13 protein-coding genes are annotated in these 20,357 nt (G+C 32.4%); 6 read left to right on the forward strand and 7 right to left on the reverse strand.

Annotated features, from left to right (window positions below; genetic code table 11):
- Positions 1-15 precede the first annotated feature (15 nt).
- The 4 genes from ASC44_RS07720 (at position 16) to ASC44_RS07735 (ending at position 3,936) form a co-directional block, all read left to right on the forward strand.
- Complete coding sequence (locus ASC44_RS07720) at positions 16-480, forward strand: hypothetical protein (RefSeq protein WP_055447035.1); 465 nt, start codon at positions 16-18, stop codon at positions 478-480.
- Positions 481-533: 53 nt separating this feature from the next.
- Complete coding sequence (locus tag ASC44_RS07725) at positions 534-1,904, forward strand: TlpA family protein disulfide reductase (protein WP_055447036.1); 1,371 nt, start codon at positions 534-536, stop codon at positions 1,902-1,904.
- A 200-nt stretch (positions 1,905-2,104) separates the two neighbouring features.
- Positions 2,105-2,617 carry an alpha-ketoglutarate-dependent dioxygenase AlkB gene (locus tag ASC44_RS07730; RefSeq protein WP_055447037.1) on the forward strand — a complete coding sequence of 171 codons (513 nt, stop codon included), beginning with the start codon at positions 2,105-2,107 and terminating at the stop codon, positions 2,615-2,617.
- A gap of 131 nt (positions 2,618-2,748) precedes the next feature.
- Positions 2,749-3,936 (forward strand): BaiN/RdsA family NAD(P)/FAD-dependent oxidoreductase, encoded by a 1,188-nt coding sequence (locus ASC44_RS07735; RefSeq protein WP_055447038.1) that lies wholly within the window; start codon positions 2,749-2,751, stop codon positions 3,934-3,936.
- Positions 3,937-4,010: 74 nt separating this feature from the next.
- Here ASC44_RS07735 and ASC44_RS07740 read toward each other — a convergent pair whose 3' ends face one another.
- The 5 genes from ASC44_RS07740 to mutY form a co-directional block, all read right to left on the reverse strand.
- A complete protein-coding gene (locus ASC44_RS07740; RefSeq protein WP_055447039.1) occupies positions 4,011-4,688 on the reverse strand; it encodes a class I SAM-dependent methyltransferase in 678 nt (225 codons plus the stop codon).
- A 44-nt stretch (positions 4,689-4,732) separates the two neighbouring features.
- Positions 4,733-5,332, reverse strand: a complete 600-nt coding sequence (gldD, locus tag ASC44_RS07745; RefSeq protein WP_055447040.1) for a gliding motility lipoprotein GldD — start codon at positions 5,330-5,332, stop codon at positions 4,733-4,735.
- Positions 5,333-5,425: 93 nt separating this feature from the next.
- Positions 5,426-6,730 (reverse strand): gliding motility-associated protein GldE, encoded by a 1,305-nt coding sequence (locus ASC44_RS07750; RefSeq protein WP_055447041.1) that lies wholly within the window; start codon positions 6,728-6,730, stop codon positions 5,426-5,428.
- A 16-nt stretch (positions 6,731-6,746) separates the two neighbouring features.
- Positions 6,747-7,193 (reverse strand): single-stranded DNA-binding protein, encoded by a 447-nt coding sequence (locus ASC44_RS07755; RefSeq protein WP_055447042.1) that lies wholly within the window; start codon positions 7,191-7,193, stop codon positions 6,747-6,749.
- Positions 7,194-7,283: 90 nt separating this feature from the next.
- The gene (gene mutY, locus ASC44_RS07760; protein ID WP_055447043.1) at positions 7,284-8,324 is read right to left on the reverse strand and encodes an A/G-specific adenine glycosylase; all 1,041 of its coding nucleotides are present in this window, start codon (positions 8,322-8,324) and stop codon (positions 7,284-7,286) included.
- 137 nt (positions 8,325-8,461) lie between these two features.
- On the opposite strand from mutY, the gene ASC44_RS07765 reads away from it, so the two are divergent.
- Positions 8,462-8,752: an HU family DNA-binding protein gene (locus tag ASC44_RS07765; protein ID WP_055447926.1), complete on the forward strand. Its 291-nt coding sequence runs from the start codon at positions 8,462-8,464 to the stop codon at positions 8,750-8,752.
- Positions 8,753-9,125: 373 nt separating this feature from the next.
- Positions 9,126-10,673 (forward strand): Rne/Rng family ribonuclease, encoded by a 1,548-nt coding sequence (locus ASC44_RS07770; RefSeq protein ID WP_055447044.1) that lies wholly within the window; start codon positions 9,126-9,128, stop codon positions 10,671-10,673.
- Positions 10,674-10,820: 147 nt separating this feature from the next.
- Here ASC44_RS07770 and ASC44_RS07775 read toward each other — a convergent pair whose 3' ends face one another.
- Positions 10,821-13,400 carry a PQQ-dependent sugar dehydrogenase gene (locus ASC44_RS07775; RefSeq protein WP_055447045.1) on the reverse strand — a complete coding sequence of 860 codons (2,580 nt, stop codon included), beginning with the start codon at positions 13,398-13,400 and terminating at the stop codon, positions 10,821-10,823.
- Between the two features lie 35 nt (positions 13,401-13,435).
- Positions 13,436-20,290, reverse strand: a complete 6,855-nt coding sequence (locus ASC44_RS07780; protein ID WP_055447046.1) for a GEVED domain-containing protein — start codon at positions 20,288-20,290, stop codon at positions 13,436-13,438.
- Between the last annotated feature and the right edge of the window lie 67 nt (positions 20,291-20,357).

Genomic DNA, 20,357 nt, shown 5'->3' on the forward strand with positions numbered 1-20,357 from the left:
GAATAAAAAAAGTTAATGAAAAAATTATTTTTAATACTTTTCTGTTTTGGCTCATTAAGTCTTATTGCTCAAAGTGAAGCCATTAAAACTAGAGATTCTATAACAATTGGTTTTTATTGTGGAATCTCTGGAGTAAAATCATCCTTCGTTAAAGATTTTGAACAAAAAATATTAAACATTTCTAATTTTAATGATTTAAAAAATAATTTAGAATTAAAAAGTATTAAAGATGGCTCACATATTTTTTTGACAATTATAATCTGTCAAGAACTAGAAAAACAGAATTTAATTTTACTCTCTCAAGAGGAAAAACAAAAAATAGATAAATTATCCCAAAGCCCTGTACCTCTATTTTTATGCGAAGGCTGTTTTAGAGACACCACTTCCATAAATAGTGTAATAAACAATAAAAAAGAAGATAGTTTTATTGAAAATGCACGACAGTGGGCTAAAGAGCTTATAGAAAAATCAAAAAAATAAATAACCTTATCTTTGGCAAAGTTTTTGCCTTACATGATATAAAACCATTAATAATGACTAGAAAAATACTTTTTTTACTCGCAATATTACCTTCGGTATTATTCGCACAACATACAATAAAAGGCACTTTTACACCTGCTGAAGATTTTAAATTCGCATTCTTATATCGCGTAACTGCCGAAACGTCTTTATTTGTAGCTAACGCAGATGTGACAGAAGATGGCACTTTTGAAATAGCATTAGACAAAGCTACTATTCCTGGTACTTATCGTTTGGTTTATGCACAACCTCAAGATCAATTTAATTTCGATTTTATTGTAAATAACAAAGAAGACATTGTACTACAATACGATGTAGAAAAAGGATTAACTTTCGATAAGTCTTCAGAAAACAAAATTCACAGTTCTTACAACCGAAGCATGGCTATGGTTAATAAAAGCATTCGTAATTACTATGGTGCAGGAAAAGAAGATAAATCTGGCTATTCTAAAATTTTTAATATTCTTAAAAATACGCAAGAAGAGTTCGAGAAAGCATCAGATGGTATGATAGCTAATAACTTTATAAAGGCATGTAGCCCATATATACCAAACGAATTAGAAGATGTTTCTAGATTTTCTAAAAACATAAAATCTAATTATTTTTCAAATATTGATTTTGGCAACAAAACGCTTCAGGACTCTAATTTTTTAATTAAAACCACTATTGATTACGTTATTGGTTTTATAGATCGAAAAAATCCAAATGCCTCTTACATGGAAAACGTGGACACGGTAGTAAAAGCCATTGGAGATAACCCAAAAATAAAAGGGATTCTTTTAGAAATTTTATGGAATCAGTTTTCTGTTGAAGGCAACGAAGTTGTAACAAACTATATTGGTTCTAAATATTTACTAGATATCGCTCGTGCTAATAACGATAACGAATTAGCTAACAGTATTATCTTTTTTAAAAATGCATCTATAGGTAATATAGGTCCAGATTTCGATATTGAAATAAAAGAAGAAAAAGACAAGGTAAAAGTTTCAAAACTTAGCAAATTAGAAGGTTCTAACAACTATTTATTATTCTTTTGGAGTACAACCTGTTCTCACTGTTTAGATGAAATTCCGCAATTAAAAGAATATATAAAGTCTAAAGAAAAAGAGGACATACAAGTTGTTGCAATTGCCTTAGACAACGATTTATACCGTTGGAAAGACATGACTTACGAATACTCTGAGTTTTTACATGTTTTTGGTGAAGGTAAATGGGATAACCCAATTGGAGATCAATATAATGTTACAGGAACACCTAGTTATTTCGTTTTAGATAAAGACAAAAAAATTATTGCTAAACCAGAAGATATTAATGATTTTAAAAAATATTTTGACGGTTTAATTCAAACTGAAAAAACAGAGACTGTTTCCGATAAAAAAGAATAAGGTCTTGCACTTATATCATTAAAAAAGCGAAGTATAACACTTCGCTTTTTTGTTTTTATTAGATTTTGGGTATCATAAAAAAGAGTATATATTTACATGATAACGGTAGTGAAAAATTACTATAATCAGTTTTATTTTTTGAATATTAGTAATAATAATAATAGTTACGATATAATAAGCTAGCCACAATTAGAGAAAAAATGAACAAAATAACATTCATTGAGAATTTTATTGATAATCCAACCGAATTGTTTAATATACTGAAAAACAATGTTGAATGGGACGTAAGAATGTCGGCACGAAAAACTGCGAGTTACGGAAAAGCATATAATTATTCTCAAATAAGTTATCCTTTTCAAGAATTTACGACTGAACTTAATGCAATTATTGAATCCATTAATAATACACTGAATTTCAAACCCAATAATTGCTTGATTAATTATTATTTGGACGGAAAATCTAAAATGGGATTTCATTCTGATCAAACTGACATATTACAAGAAAATACAGGCGTTGGAATAATATCACTTGGAGAAACCCGAATTTTAAGGTTCCGAAATATTGAGAACAGAGAATTAATAAAAGACTTTGAACTTCCTTCTGGCTCATTTATTTATATGACAAACGAAATTCAAGACGAATGGCAACACTCAATTCCGAAATCTGATACTGAAAACGGACGAATGAGTTTGACATTCCGAAAAATAAAATAACTGTGACTAAAACAAAGGTCGTCGCACGCAAACACGCAACTATCAATACACATAACAATTGTACGTAATTTTGACCCGTCCTGGAATAAGGCCACATAAATAAAAATAAATCTACCAACAACTTTTGCTTCATGAAAAAACAGATTGCTATTATAGGTGGTGGACCATCAGCTTTTTTATTAGCCTCTTTTTTAGATGTTGAAAAATTCAGTATTACTATCTATGAAAAAAACAAAACTGCCGGTCGTAAATTTCTAGTTGCTGGTAAAGGTGGGTTCAATTTAACGCATTCAGAACCGATTGATCACTTTATTAAACGTTACACATCGGATAACTTTTTAGACAAAGCGCTACTTCATTTCACTAATTCTGATTTTAGGCATTGGTTAGAACAAATCAAGATACCAACATATGTAGGAAGTAGTAAAAGAGTGTACCCAAAAGAAGGCATTAAACCTATTGAAGTATTAAATGCAATTCTACAATCTCTAGAAGAAAAAGGAATTACTATTAAGTATGAGCATACTTTTTCTAATTGGGACGATAACGACAATCCAATTATTAATAACACAACAATAGAAACAGATTTTACAGTCTTCTCTTTAGGCGGATCTAGTTGGAAGGTTACCGGATCAAGCGGAAACTGGCTCGATACTTTTTCAAAAAAAGGCATCGAAACAAAAATGTTTGAAGCCTCAAACTGCGGTTATAAAATAGATTGGAAACCCAACTTTATTGAAATCCATGAAGGCACTCCATTAAAAAATATTGCTATTTCTTGTAATAACGTTATTCAAAAAGGAGAAGCAGTTATTACTAAGTTTGGATTAGAAGGAAACGCTATTTACGGTCTAAGTCCGCAAATTAGAGAACAACTGAATACAGACTCGAAAGCAACTATCTTTATAGATTTTAAACCTTCCATGCCACTAGAAAATGTACATTCTAAAATAAAATTATCAAAATATAAAAACACGACTCAAATATTAAAAAAGGAACTTAAACTAAGTGCATCTCAAATTGATTTATTAAAAAATCACCTCTCCAAAGAATCTTATTTAAATATAGAATTATTAGCTAAAAATATTAAAAAATTTCCTTTAACAATACTTAGTACCGCATCTATTGACGAAGCCATTTCTACAGTTGGCGGTATCGATATAAACGCTGTTTCTAAAAATTTTGAACTTAAGAACATGCCCAATCAATTTTGTATTGGCGAAATGTTAGATTGGGATGCTCCAACTGGTGGATACTTATTACAGGCTTGCGCTAGTACCGGAGTCTATTTAGCAAGACATTTAAATAAAAACAATTAAATACGTTTACAAAAACATCTGTTTTTATAAAATGAAGCATAAACAACATGCCATAAATTGGAAATAGAAGGGCATTAAAAAACTTCGTAAAACGTTGTTACAATTTCTCCTTTAAACTCAGGCAAACTAACCGATAACAGTATTTCTGCATGTTTCACTTTAAAATAGAATGGCGCTTCTAGTAGATTTAAGCCACTTTGTTTTTTTAACCTAATACCTTGCCCAGAAATAATGTCTTTATTCGGTATAAACGTTCCATGCGGTAAATGCTCAGTAATAATAACGTATTTATAGGCTCTAAGTTTTGTTATAATATTTTGCACTTCAAGATTAGATATATGTTGTAAAACCTGTCTTACCAAAGCACAATCTCCAGAAGGCAAATTATCTTTTGCTAAATCTAAACACTGAAACTCTAGGCGCTCTGCTTTAAATTTTTCTTTATTATGCGTAATAAGATCTGAAACTACATCTACTCCAATATATTGGTTAGTATATTTTACTAATTCCTTGCCTATATTAAAATCTCCACAACCTAAATCACATACATTAAGAGGGCTTTTAAAAGACTTTAAGAATGATGCTACAACATCTATATATGGTTTTACTAAGTTTGGATCATGCGACCCAAAACCAGAATAGAAAGGCGTGTTATTATCTCCCCAAAGGTTCATTTTATAAACCTGATCCATAGCATCTTTAGTTGGCCATGGTTTCTTTACTCGTTTAGTGTTAATTGTTTTCTTATTCATGAACACTCTATTGGTCTATAAAAACTAAAGAAGAAATTAACTCTTTATTTCTTCCACTCTAAACTTTCCATAATTCTCATAATATCCTTCTGCAAATAATTGGCAGCAGGTAAAATAGAATCGTAATTTGGTTTAGCGTAGAAGTAAAGAGAACCTGTAATAAAATGATTAATACTATCGGTTACATAAAATTGCGATTGTGAAGCTGCATTACCTCCAACATCGTAAAACATACCGTAGACTTTACGTTCTGGATTTTCGTAAACAACACCGTCTATAGCATCGGCTTTTTGGGTATGTTCTTCTGTAAAATTTTGAGCATTTATTAAAAAGGTTCTTAACAACTCCTCATCTTTATCAATCGCTTTATAAGTAATATAAATTGTGCCTTTAAGGTTGGGATACTCTATGTTAATACCATAACTAGTAGTTTCTCCTTTAAGCGTTTTAGTTCTTAAGTTTTTACCTAATGCATTACGATCGAAGGTAAAAGGCATTTTTGTAATGTCTTCGGTTTTATATATAGCCTCAGGATATTCTAAAGCTAGATATGCCTTTGGTTTTGGTCTTGGATCCTCGGTGCAACTTACTAGAACGAGTATCGAGCCTATTATTAAAACAATGCGTTTATAGATTTCTTTCATAAAATTTACAGTCTCATTTCTAGTATTTGCATTGCTCACATATCAATACACAGTCTATTTTCTTTTCTCCTTTTTTACCTCCTGTTTTCGAAATTAAGGTATCGTGACTTTTACACGCTTAATTCGTTTATTATCTAAAGCTTCTATAGTAAAAACATAATTTTCGAAATTTATTTTACTCGCCTGTCTTGGAAAGCTACCGGAAATTTCCAAAATAAATCCCGCAAGCGTTTCAGCTTCACCTTTCTTTCCTTCAAAGATGGTTTCTTCTTCAAGCTTTAAAATCTTATAAAAATCTTTTAAAGCTGTTTTACCTTCAAATACATAATTATTATCGTCTAATTTAGAGTAATGCACATCTTCATCATCAAACTCATCAGTAATATCACCAACTATTTCTTCAATTATATCTTCTAAAGAAACTAAACCAGAAGTTCCACCATATTCGTCTACAACCACTGCTAAATGCACTTTCTTTTCTTGAAACTCAGACATTAAATCGTCTAACTTCTTATTTTCTGGAACAAAAAATGGCTCACGAAGTAGGGTTTTCCAATCAAAATCTTTTGTATCTATATGTGGTAATAAATCTTTTACATATAAAATACCCTCAATAGTATCGACATTGTCTTTAAAAACAGGAATTCTAGAATACCCATTAGATGTAATCTCATTAATAATATCGCTATATGTCTGTTCTATATTTAAAGCAAAAATATCCAATCTAGGTCGCATAACCTGTTTGGTATCTGTATTACCAAAAGAAACAATCCCTTTTAATATCTTATGTTCTTCCTGTGTTGTATCCTCTTCGCTTGTAAGTTCTAATGCTTGCGATAATTGGTCTACACTAAGGTTAGATTTTTGTTTCCCAAGTTTATTATGAATCCCAAGTGTTATTGCCCGCATTGGCAAACTTATTGGTGAAAAAACAAAATCTAGTACTTTTAAAGGATATGCCATAAAAGAAGCAAATTTTAAATTATTTCTACTCGCATATACTTTTGGTAAAATCTCTCCAAAAAGCAAAATTAAAAAGGTAACTACAACTACCTCTACAACAAATTTTACAACAGTATTGGTAATGCCTTGAAACATGTAATTACCAAGAAATGCAAACAGAATTACAATTCCAATATTTATAAAATTGTTAGCCACTAGTATCGTTGCTAATAGTTTTTTTGGTCGTTCTAATAGTTTATTAATAATCTGAATTGCTTTACTAGACTGCAATTCTTCTTGTTCTAAATCCGTTCTGGTTAAAGAAAATAATGCCACTTCGGCTCCAGAAATTAATGCTGAAAAAAACAGCAATACAAAAAGTAAAACAAAGCCAGAGATGGCAGAGAAATCTATTGCTAAAAAATGTATTAATAAACTCGAGGGTTCTGGATCCAATGATTATAAATTAAGATTAAAATGGTAAATCGTCATCACTAGCAGCCTTGCCAGCAGTTTCCGAATTATTTCCCACTTGTTGTTTTGGTTGTGCTGGTTGCGTAGCATTAGCCGCTTGACTATCTTTCTTTGTCGTTAAAAAAGTAAAATCATTGGCCTGAATTTCAGTACTGTAACGCTCGTTACCAGTGTCATCTTTCCATTTTCTAGTTTTAATTCTACCTTCAATATATACTTTATCACCTTTAGTAAGGTACTTCTCGCAAATCTCGGCAGCCTTATTTCTTAAAACAATATTATGCCATTCTACAGTAGTAACACGTTCGTTTGTTGATTTATTGGTATAGGTTTCGTTTGTTGCTAACGGAAATCTACCAACACATCCACCACCTTCGAAATAGTGCATTTTAACTTCATCTCCTAAATGCCCAATTAGCATCACTTTATTTAACGTCCCTGCCATATTCTTATTTAATTACTATGCAAAATTACATTTTTACCTATTGATAAACTTAAATTTAATAAAAAAGAAAGACTAATTTAACTTAAACAACTAAAAATTAAATCTTTCTATAAAATTACCTATTAAAATAGGTACGGGAAAGTCTGTGATTTTTTCCACGGAAACACCTTCAGGTAGCTTTTGATCCGTAGTAACAATCCAAAACTTAGTAAACAAATGTTGATGTGAGAGTTTATGTACAATATCCACCTCATTATATAGAGACACACTATATTTTTTATTTTTTAATATCGAAAAACCCATCAATTCTGTTTCAATTGTTGCTATATCTATAGGTTTTACTGTTTCAATTAAAGGAAACTGATACAGGTTTTGCCAAATACCTTTACCTTCTCTTTTTTCTAAAATAGTCTTTTGATCTAAAGATAGTAATACAATAAAATTAAAGTATTTTTTCTTCACCTTTAAAGTTTTCAATTTAACGGGCAACTCACTTATACTATCTTTTTGAAGCGCTATACACTTACCATTAAACGGGCAAACAGCGCAATCTGGATTCTTTGGTTTACACTGTCTAGCGCCAAACTCCATAATAGCCTGATTAAATGTTGCTGGTTCTTTTTTATCTATTAACTCTTGAGCTAAAGCCTTAAACTCCTTAAAACCTTTACCTGTATTAATAGGAGTAGAAATACCATAAATTCTAGACAACGCGCGATAGACATTACCATCTACAACAGCCGTTTTTTCATTAAAACTTATAGAAGCAATAGCACTTGCTGTATAATCACCTACTCCTTTTAACTTTATTATCTCATTATAAGTACTAGGAAAAACGCCATTTAAATCTGCTACTATATATTTTGCAGAAGCATGTAAATTTCTGGCTCTAGAATAATAACCTAAGCCTTGCCAAAGTTTTAATATTTGAGATTCTTCTGCATTAGCTAAATCAAAAACAGTTGGGTAATTAGTGGTAAATGCGACGTAATATGGAAGCCCTTGCACAACTTGTGTTTGCTGTAAGATGATTTCTGATAGCCAAATAAAATATGGATTTGTAGTGTTACGCCATGGCAAATCTCTCTTATTTACTGAGTACCAATTGATTAGTTTTTTTGTTATATTCATTTATGCTATAAAATTCACAAACAAAAGTAATTCTTTATAGCATTAAATTTTAATGAATTAGGTTTGAAATATTGAATATTTAATTCATATATTTGCCAACCCTTAAGAATAGTAATAACACAAACAAGAGAAAGACAATGACTAAAGCTGATTTAGTATCAAAAATTTCCGAGAAATTAGGAATTGAAAAAGGAGACGTTCAAGCGACTGTAGAAACATTCATGGAAGAAGTAAAAACATCTTTAGAAGGTGGTGATAATGTTTATTTACGTGGTTTTGGAAGTTTTATAATTAAAAAGAGAGCTGAGAAAACAGGTAGAAATATTTCTAAGAATACAACTATTAAGATTCCAGCACATAATATACCAGCATTTAAACCTGCAAAAGTTTTTGTAGAAGGTGTAAAAACTAATGTTGACGTAAAGTAATTACAACATAAAACGAATTATTAATTTAAAACCATAGATCTTATGCCAAGCGGTAAAAAAAGAAAAAGACACAAGGTTGCAACGCATAAGCGTAAAAAAAGAAGACGTGCTAACCGTCACAAAAAGAAGAAGTAATTCAAAAAAGTAGTTTTTATAACTACTTTTTTGGTTTCTTAGAAACAACGTTCTTTGAAAACGAACTTAACTATAAACAAGCGAAATCTTGTGTATAGCCTAAGTTCTTCGGATTTTTATTAAAAATCCTGTGAATGTCTTAATGTATTTAAGACATCCTGTTTGGTAAAATTTACCAAACAAAATAATGTATAATCCATCTGTTATACCTAGTGTATAATAGATTAAAATTAACAGTATGAATAAAGAATTGATTATCAGATCTAATTCTGACGGTGTTGATTTTGCCTTATTAAAAGATGGAAAACTTATTGAATTACATAAGGAAGAAGATAGTAACAACTTTGCTGTTGGTGATGTGTTTATTGCCAAAATACGTAAAGCTGTTCCTGGACTAAATGCTGCATTTGTAAATGTAGGTTACGAGAAAGATGCATTCTTGCATTATCACGATTTAGGGCCAAAAATATCTTCTCTCTTACAATTCACAAAACGTGTAAGCACAGGTAAATTAAATGACTTCTCATTAAAAGATTTCCCATTTGAGAAAGATATTGACAAAGACGGCAAAATTGCCAATGTTATAAAGTCAAATCAATCCATGTTGGTACAAATTGTAAAGGAACCAATATCTACAAAAGGCCCAAGAATAAGCTCTGAGCTTTCTATTGCTGGTAGATATATCGTTTTAGTACCTTTTAGCGATCGTATTTCTATTTCTCAAAAAATAGAAGACAGAGCAGAAAAAGACAGACTAAAACGTTTGGTAAAAAGTATCACACCAAAAGGTTTCGGAATTATTGTACGTACAGTGGCCGAAGGGAAAAAAGTAGCCGAATTAGATAAAGATTTACAAAATTTGTTAGGTCGTTGGACCACAATGTGTAAAAAGCTACATAAAGCACACCATCCTTCTAAAGTACATGGCGAGTTAAACAAAGCCTCTTCAATGTTAAGAGACATTTTTAACGACTCGTTTACAGGTATTCAAGTAGATGATGAAGCGCTTTACACCCAAATTAAAGATTACGTGCAAGAAATTGCACCAAAAAAAGAATCAATAGTTAAGCTACATCAATCTAACACTCCTATTTTTGAGAAATTTGGAGTCGACAGACAAATTAAAACTGCTTTCGGGAAAACAGTTTCAATGGCTAAAGGTGCCTATTTAGTAATAGAACACACAGAAGCATTACATGTTGTTGATGTAAACAGTGGAAACAGGTCTAACAAGGCTAATTCCCAAGAAGAAACAGCCTTAGAAGTTAATATGATTTCTGCTACAGAAGTTGCAAGACAACTTCGCCTTCGAGATATGGGAGGTATTATTGTAGTAGATTTTATTGATCTTAATAAAGCTGAAAACAGAAAAAAACTCTTTAATCATCTTCGTGATGAAATGAAAGATGATAGAGCTAAACACAAAATATTACCTCCAAGTAAATTTGGATTGATTCAAATTACAAGACAAAGAGTAAGACCAGAAATGAATATTAAAACCAGAGAGGAAGATCCTAATGGTGGTAATAGTACTGAAGAGGTTGAAGCTCCAATTGGAATATTATCTAAAATCAATCATGATTTAGAGGTATTATTAAAAAAAGACTATAGCAAGGTGACTTTAAACACACATCCTTTTATAGCAGCCTTCTTAACAAAAGGCTTTCCATCTATTCGTTCAAAATGGTTTTTTGAACACAAAAAATGGGTTAAAATACAACCCAGAGATGCTTACACATACTTAGAATATCATTTTTTAGATAAAAATGGTGAACAAATTAAATAAAAAAGCCAACGTAGTGGCTTTTTTATTTTAAGCTAAAATGATAGTAAAATTAAGAGCAAGAAAAAACCAAAGAAATTAACTTCTTTGGTTTTTTGTTGCTTTATAATTTACTTAGCTTTTATATGATGCCACAAACATAGCTTTAAATTATATTTTAATAAGCTTTTTAGCGCTTGAAACTGTTTTTCCATCACTCATTCTCACAAAATAAACTCCTGCATTTAAACTATCTAAATTAACAATAGTTATTGCTCCTGTTTGATTTCCTGTAATAACTTCTTTTCTCACTATTCTACCCTGAATATCGTATAAAGTAACTGTTAAATCTTCTATTGTTGAAGGCTTAGTTATGTTTATTGATGCGTTAAATGGATTAGGCGAGATATTAAATACTTCTGAATTTAATGTATCGACACTTAGTGTTGGACCTGTAATACTAACAGTGTAATCCTCAACTTCAGAATCTTGATTAGCTTCTACAACATCTCCACAAGAACTAGATATAGTATAGTATTGTCTTGAAGCGACTCTCATTCTAGTATTCCCAAAAAGAGCACTTTCAGGTACTACAAAAGAATTAGTTCTAGGAGAAGCAGTTGTTGTTCCTTCAACATCATCCCAAACTTTTTCATCGGCATCATCAAAATCTCCATCTTGATTATAATCTATCCAAACCGAAACGCCCGCATCATTATAACTTGTACTTACCTCAATATCGTAACTCTCATTTCTTTCTAGATCTACAGGAGTTAAAGAAGTATAATCTGTATAATCTACATTTGTACTAGAAGATGAATTAATAGACGTTCCATTTTCTCCATTTAATAACACATTACTAATATGTCCTCCTGTTACACCTTGAGCATCGCAATATGTAATTGCTAACGTTGTAAAGTTAACAACAGTACTATATGCCGATTGAGAACTACCACAATTAGTTAATATCTGAAATTCGTAGTCTGTAGACAATGTTAAACCTGTTAATGTAACACTATTTGTAGTTACAGTTTCCATTAACCAAGTAGTAGCTCCTACTTCTCTATATCTAACATCAAAAGTTGTATTATCTAAAGGATCCCAAGATACAACAGCCGAAGTACTTGATGGTACTACCATTATGTTTGATGGAGCTTCTAAAGCATTTACTATTACTGTTTGGTTGGCTGTAAATACACTTCCATTATCATCGAAAGTCCATTGTACAACATTTGTTCCAGAACTATATGTTAAAGGATCTGAAGTTGTACCAACAATAGTAACACAGTTGTTGGACATAACTTCTGCTGCATCAATAGTAATTGGACAATAACTTACAACATCTTCTAATGTTGCACTTGTAACAGGATCTGTTGCTAATGGTCCTACGTATTGCAATTTAACAATAACTCCTGGATTAGTAATAGTAACAAAGCCACCTGACGATGGTCCTGAAGTACCACCAGAATTATCTGTAACGGCATAAATAGTTAAGCCATCAGGAGAAATTGCAATATCTCTATAACGGTCATCAGAAGAATGAAGTTCTTCGTAATAATCATCAACAACATCGTTTCCATCTGCTGTTAATTTCGCTCTAAAAATAGTTCCTCTTTTTAAAGAAGGAATTAATAGAGATCTATCCCAACAAGGAATATTTCCAGTTTCATGAATATCTATACTTGAAGGCGCAATACTTGGCCAACTTAAGAAACCTCCTGGAGGATCTACATTTGTTGTACTATTATATGTACCTATTGGTGGTTGAAAATCTGAAGGAGGAGCAATTGGAAAGGATTCAAATTCTGTAGCTGTTGTTGCTCCATTTGGGCAATTGTGATCACTAAAATCGCCTGCATTACAAGAGCCACCTAGAGATGACCAATTACAATAGGTATATGCCATATTATCGTAATAACCAGCAATTTCAGGCCAACCATAATTTTTTCCAGCTATAACCTTATTAAGCTCATCATCCACTTTTGCTCCATGTTCTGAATTATATAGTGTACCATCTTGAGCAAAAATTATACCTTGAGCATTTCTATGTCCATAAGTATAAACATGACTTTGTACGCTATTAAAAGTCGGATTATCAGTTGGCACAGTACCATCTGTATTAATACGCAATGTTTTACCAGGATAGCTATCAAAATCAGTTGCCGAAGTTGGTAATACTTGAGCCAAAATAGGATCGCAAGCATTATCAAATTGGTTTGCACCTTGATCTCCTATAGTGTAATATAGTTTTAAGTCTGGTCCAAAAATTAAACGCCCAGAGTTATGATCTCCACTTCCTGGCATACCTTCTACAATAGAGCCATTTGCATTTCCTGTACTTGTATCTTCTGTTAATAATCCTGAGACACTGTTGTAAAGTAATCTTACAATTCTAGTTTTTAAAGTACCTCCATCATTATAAGTATAAGATGCAAAAACGTAGTTATTAGTTAATGTATTAATATCATTATATAAATCTGGATGTATAGCCATTCCCATTAATCCTCCTTGTTTTGAAGTTTCAATTTTAGAATTTAAATCTATCATTGTAGAAATAGTACTATTTGTAATATTAAAGTTTACTATTTTCTCACCTTTTCGCTCTGTAATCCAAAGGTTATCGTCTGGAGCATAAGTAATTTCCCAAGGAAAATCTAATGCATTATCATTTGTAATATTAGTTACCGTCCAATCTGGACCATCTGTTATTGGAGTTTGCGCATATATAAATGCTTGGCAAAAAATTGCCATAAGGAGTAAAGTTTTTTTCATGCTTTGGTAAACTATTATTTAGAATTAATTATTACTTTTTTAGTGATTACAAAATTGGTAGACTTCAACATAAAAATGTAAGCTCCCGTTTGTAAACGCATTGGAATTTTTATTTTACTATCTGAAGTATTGACCTGAGATTCTAAAACTACTTGACCCAACATATTAATGACTTGAATATTATTTATCTCTTTACTTAACGGATTATTTATAGTTAAATATCCGCCATTAGCATACATACTAATGTTATTATTTTCTTGAAAATCTTCTACAGATAAAAGCGCAGGATCTGGCGTAAATACAATCTCAAATCGATTAGTAATAACACCTGTTTCTACAGTTGTTATATATGCTGAATCTCTAAGGTTATGATAGATATTATTATCTTTTAAATAAATATCTAACGCTGAATCTACATTTTCGAGCACATCAATACTAATCTCTACAATTCCTCCATTTAGCGTCTTAACTGCTATTGGTAATACTGTGGTTGGTAATGTTTCATTTGTTCCTTGAATTAAGAATTTATTATTTGCAAATTCCCAATACATATCCTCGACATTATTTTCGTCCATTTTGGCATCATATCCCCAATCGTAATCACCTGTTGCATTCTCATCGACAGTTAAAAGAATTTGTCTCTGGTATGTTTCAGGAGATTTAAAACCAAAACGAAACTTAGGCCTTAGATCTTCTACGGCATAATCCTCATTAGTAGTATTATTGCTGCTTCTAAAAAACCAAGAACTTGTATTTCCTGTTTCCTTAACAAAAATTCTTTGATTATTTTCAAATTTAACATCTCCAGAAGTTAGTCCATCAACAAAGAAACCTTGACCTACTGGTATGTAACGTCTTGGTCTTTTAATACCAACTATTCCTCCTGTTGTTCCTCCTGTAGCGTAATCGTGCTGTATCGCAGGAGTTCCTCCCGAAAGGTTATATACACCATAACCACCTTGATATCCTGATGTATTGTGAGTACCTCCTCCAAAATGATCCCAAAAATAGAGTGCTCCACCAAGGTGCGTATTGTCTAAAATAAACATATCAGCATCAATTGCAGATGCATATGGATTACCAATTAAATAGGAGTTGTTTGCGGCTATTGGTAATAGTATTGTACCATTGTTTGGCTTACCAGAAAAGGTGTAATTTTGTTCGTTTAAAACAGTTCCTAATCCAGGACCTTTCATAGAATAACCTTCTCCAATTTTAATACTTCCTGTTTCTAATACTTGTTCCCAGTTATAGTAATCTGCTGTTTGGCTACTGTATTTATATAACCAAAAACTAGATGTTTTTATTGGTGACGTGGTATTATCTCCATTGTAACCAATATTAAAATTTATTGCTAAAGGATTACTAGGATCTGTTCCATCCAACATTACGCTTCCTACAGTATATGTTTCATCGCCATCTATTTCAGAATTCGGATTACTAGAATGAACTGGAGATGTAAAGTAATTATAAGTATATAGATTTTCTGTTCCTTGTTGGTCTCTTTCTAATTTACCGTTAGCTCCAACAACTAAATCACTTTCGTTTGTTTGTACTAATTGAGACTCACCTGCAAGATCTATAAAACCGTTTAATTCTAAATACCACGTATTTTTAAGTTCTGCATCTGTATTTATTTCTAGTTCTTTACCTGCTTCTACAAATAAACCTAATGTTGTATGGTTTAAATCTGTATCCACATTGTTATTAATATCTACAATAGACCAAGCTTTATTGTTTACTTCGTCTGTAATATCCCAAACGTCACCATGAAGCCATACTGCTGTTGTTGCCCATGCTCCATCTATTACTGTTTGGTACGGCAGTGGAGCAGTCTGTAAATATATGTCTTTAATATTGTACAACTTGGCTCCTGTTATTTGATCTATTGCAGGCGTTACTTTATTATCCGTAATATCACCTTTATAACCATCCATTTTATAATATCGTAGTAAGTTACCTCCAATAGCATTTGTAGAAATATCTTTAGGTATAATTTTACCTTGGTTAAAACTTTGGTTTTCTTCTAATTCTTGATAAACTGTTCTTTGTATTTCTTCTTCTGTTAAAGCAGTATCGAATACTCTTACCTCGTCTATTTCTCCATGAAAATAGTTTGAATCAGTGTCTGCCAATCTTCCTATTGTAAAATTAGAAACATCTGCATTAACACCTCCAGATCCCAAAGGACTTCCTTGCGCTTCACCATTAACATACAAAACGGTTGTTGCTCCCGTTGTTGTTGCAGCAACATGTGTCCAGATAGCATCTACAACAACATCTGTAGATGTTAAAACAGCAGATCCGTTAAGCATAACCGTTACAGAGTTATCTGCAGAATTAACGACTAAGTAGAAATTATCTTGTCCTGCTACAACTTGATTTGCGTTTAAGGTGTTATTTCCTTCAGTTTTTATCCAAGCTGTAATTGTTGCATTACCATTAACAAGCACGTTACTATCTTCTACATAATCATTTCTTCCATCGAAGAATAAACTATACGAATTGTCTAAATCTCTTGGTGAACCAAAGCTAACATCATCTGTATCAAAAGCATCTAACAACCCATCGCTATCTGCATCTATATTACCATCAATAACACCATCACCATTAGCGTCAAGACCTGCATAAATAGTAGCACTAATATCATTACCATTAGAAGGGTTATTTAAGGCATCATTACTATCTACATCTAAATAATCTGGAATAGTGTCTCCATCACTATCTATAGGATCATTATAACTAAAGGTACCATGATCTGTATCGAAAGTACCATCAACATCATCATCATTATCATCAACAGAAGGTAAAATACCATCACCATCTTGATCGTCTTGTGTATCATTGATTACAGTGTCTTGATAATCGGAACCTTCTCCAACACCATCACCATTAACATCTATATCACCAAAACCATTATACTCGACATTATCGAATATACCATCATTATCACTATCTAAATCCATATGATTTGGTACACCATCTCCATCGCTATCTAATGCCGTTAAACCTTCGTATGCATCATGCATACCATTTTGGTTAATATCTAACCAAGGATTTGTTGCATCGTTAAATACTGTCGCATCATAATTATCATCAATATAACCCAACTCTACTACATTAGGTATACCATCATTATCATTATCTAAATCTATAATATCTGCAACACCATCACCGTCCATATCACAAAGTGTTTGTTTTACAAAAATGTCATCAATTGCTAAATCATTTCCTGCTCCACCAGTTTGTGCGTTTGTTAGCTCTACTACAATTTGAGAAACTGTTGTTGTAAAAATTGCAGAAACTTCTACCCAATCACCAGCAAGGTTTGCTGCATCTGTAGGCTCAATTTCTCCTGATGTTTCTGTGGCTAAAACATTTCCTAAGTTATCATAAATAGTAATAACTACTTCTGGTCTTAATCTAGTATTAATATCTGTTGCATCGCTACGGTCTATATTTATAGCATAAAAACCAAACTCTATTGGAACACCTGGTGTTAAACCATTAATACTCTGGCTATAGAAAACACCTGGATCTTCTGCCGCATTAAAAATGGCCATTCTACCATTTGTATCTCCCGGAGTATGATCTAATCCTGCATACCAAAAGTCGTTTGCCCAATTAGAAATATCTGTATTAATATCGTCTATTACTCCATCGTTATTAGTAATGGTATGGTGTACAGTATAATCTCCATCATTAACACTTGTAGAATTGAATGCTGCAGGACATAATGATCCTGTACCATCTTCGTAACAATATGTTGTTGTAACTCCTGCATAGTTACCATTAATTTGAATTCGGTTTGTACCTGCTCCAAAGTTTTCATTTAAAAACACTAAATCTGTAGTTGTTGCATTAGGTAAACTTGCACAGGTATTAGACTCGTAAGCATCTGTTAAGCCATCATTATCATCGTCTATATCTATATTATCTGGAACACCGTCACCATCGGTATCTGGAAAGGTTTGAGCACCTTCTCCTTCTACAGTAAAAGTGAATGGGTTTTCATCTACATCGTTAGATAAAATAGATACTAGTCCCGAATAACTTCCAATTACATCTGGATCGAAACCAATAGTAAATGTTGTAGACTCTCCTGGCATTAAAGTGGTTAAAGTAGGTTGAGCAGATACTGTAAACGCAGCTGATCCTGTTACATTAACATAAGGAGCTTGTAATACTAAATCTGCAATACCTGTATTTTCTATAAGATAAGATCTAGTTGTTATTCCAGAATTAATATCGTAAATACCAAAATAGGTGTAATTATCTGTATCTGTTGTTGTAGTACCTGAGACAATATTAATAGCATTACCAGAAACATCTATTTCTTGTGCTGTTGCGTCATTTTCAATATTTACAATATAATCTTCAAACTCTTCTGGTTGACCATTAATATTACCACAAGGATTATCGGAATCATAATACCTTCTTACACCTACACGCATTAATACACTACCTAATGTAGATGTTGCTGGAATAGTTATATTTCCATTAAAGACATTATCTGTATTAGACAAACTATTATCTTCACCTACCACAGTCGAAACACGCTCTCCTGCTAAAATTTGTCCGTCTCCATTTAAATCTAAATATACAGTCCAACCCGATCTATTTTCATTTGCCATATAATTTGACACACTTATTTCTATTGGGTATGTACCTCCTCTTATTACATCTGCACTTTGTGTTGCGGTGTAATCTGCGTAACCACCATCGTAAGCAGAAGGATTATCTATTCCTGGTGCATTTTCACCTAGCAAATTCACATTAGATATAAAATAATTACCATTTGCACCTGAAGTATCTGGTACACAAGCATTATTTATTGGTAATGTAGTAAAAGTAGAAGTAGTCGAATACGCAGAAAGACCTAAACCACAAGAAGTTGCTACTTCAAACTCATAGTCAGTTATATCATTCAATCCTGTAATATCGTATGTGTTTACCGTTACGGCAACGGTTGTCCAAACGCTATCTCCAGCTTCTCTATATCTTATAGAATACGTTTCGTCTCCTAAAGCATCGTCCCAAGAAACGGTTGCTCCAGTTTGTGTAATAGCAGAAACCACAATATTAGTTGGTGCTACAGACGTTATAGTTACATTTTGTACTGCTGTATCTGTATTTCCATTTCCATCATCGTATAACCAAGTAATAGAACCACTACTTGTAAAAGTAGTGTTATCTGTTGTGGTTGGTGTAACATCTATACAACTGTATGATAAATCTGCAGGTGTTGGTACTGTGTAACTACAAGCTGCTGTAATATCTGATAATGTTGGTGCTACTAAAGTACCAGCATACGCAATTACTGTAACAGTAGCGGTACAACTATGTGTTTGCCCTTCGCCATCTGTTGCAGTTAATGTTACCGTATTATCTCCTAAATTAGAACAATCGAAAGTATCTATATCTATAGCTAAGCTTGGAGTTCCTCCATCGTCTGAAGAAGGTGTAGTATCGTTATCTATATCATCTGCAACAATTGTTGCATTTCCTGCGCTATCTAAAGTTACATCTATATCTTGACAATTTGCCACTGGTGGTGCAGAGGCAGGTGCTATGTTTACGGTATAGTCTTCGTATTCTGCACTTTGATTATTTCCATTACAAGATGTAATTGCACCACTTGCTACAGCAACTCTCATTCTAGTGTTACCAAAATTAGCAGCTGCAGGTACAATAATTGAAATAGGAGTTACCACAGTATTAGTTCCTGAAATATTATATTCAAATTCCTCTCCAGCTTCAGTAAAAAGACCATTATTATTAAAATCTATCCAAACAAATACCTTAGCAGTAGTATTGTAATTATTAAGCCTTACAGTTACATTTCCAACTTCAGTTGTAGCTGATGTTACAAATGCTGATGGTGTTGCAGTATAATTTTGCAACTGTCCACCTGTTCCCGTTGTTGAATAATTTATACCTGCAAAATCAACATTTGTAATGTAATAAGTATTATAACTACCTACACTTGTGGGTCCACAATAAACAACCGGGTTTTCTTCGTTTACCGTAACGTCAACAGTTGCCGTTTCGCAAGTTACAATGGTAGAGAAGTTACATAATTCATACGTAAAACTATCTGTACCAAAGAAACCAGGATTAGGTACATATTGAAAAACACCATCTGTACCTGTTTCTGTTACTGTACCGCTTGTAGCACCAGATACTAAGGCAAAATCATCACCATCGCCACCTATAGTGCCAACAAAATCGTTTGCTCCTACATCTACTTGATTATTTACACCTGCTGTACTATTTTCTTCTACGGTTAAGGTGTCATCTTGAACTACAGGTGTTGCAGATCCTGGTGTAACATTTAAAGTATAATCTTCTATCTCTGCTCTATTTACAAAAGTACAAGCATTTGTAATAGAACCACCATCTCCCGAATGATAAGAAGCTGCTATCCTTAACACCATATTTCCTAGAGCTGCATTATTTACTGTAAAAGAAGCGTTTGTTGTATATGTATTACCCATATTTGCTCCAACATAAGCACCAGAATCATAAACTTCTACATAAGTACCATTACCTTCATAATCTATCCACATTTTTACTTTTAAATCACCCCAAGTTTCTTTTGCATGATCTATTGTTACATTATAAGTATTACCTGCTGTAACCTCTAAAGGAGTATTAGCAGTAAAATCTGAATAAGTAGAATTATCTGCACCTGTAAAGTTATTTATAGCACTAGCTCCATCACCGGTTACTTGAACATTTGTTATATTAAAAGTATTCGAATCCCATATACCTGTAGGTACACACTGCGCACTAGCGAATGCAAAAGTGAATAAAAACAGTACAAAAAGCACCATTTTAGTATTTAAAAAAGAGTAAATTGATTTCATAGGTTAAAATTTAATCAGTATTTATATAATACAAAGTAGCAACAAATACCTTAATTAAAACTACTTA

The sequence above is a fragment of the Lacinutrix mariniflava genome (genome assembly GCF_001418015.1).
Taxonomy (GTDB): domain Bacteria; phylum Bacteroidota; class Bacteroidia; order Flavobacteriales; family Flavobacteriaceae; genus Lacinutrix; species Lacinutrix mariniflava.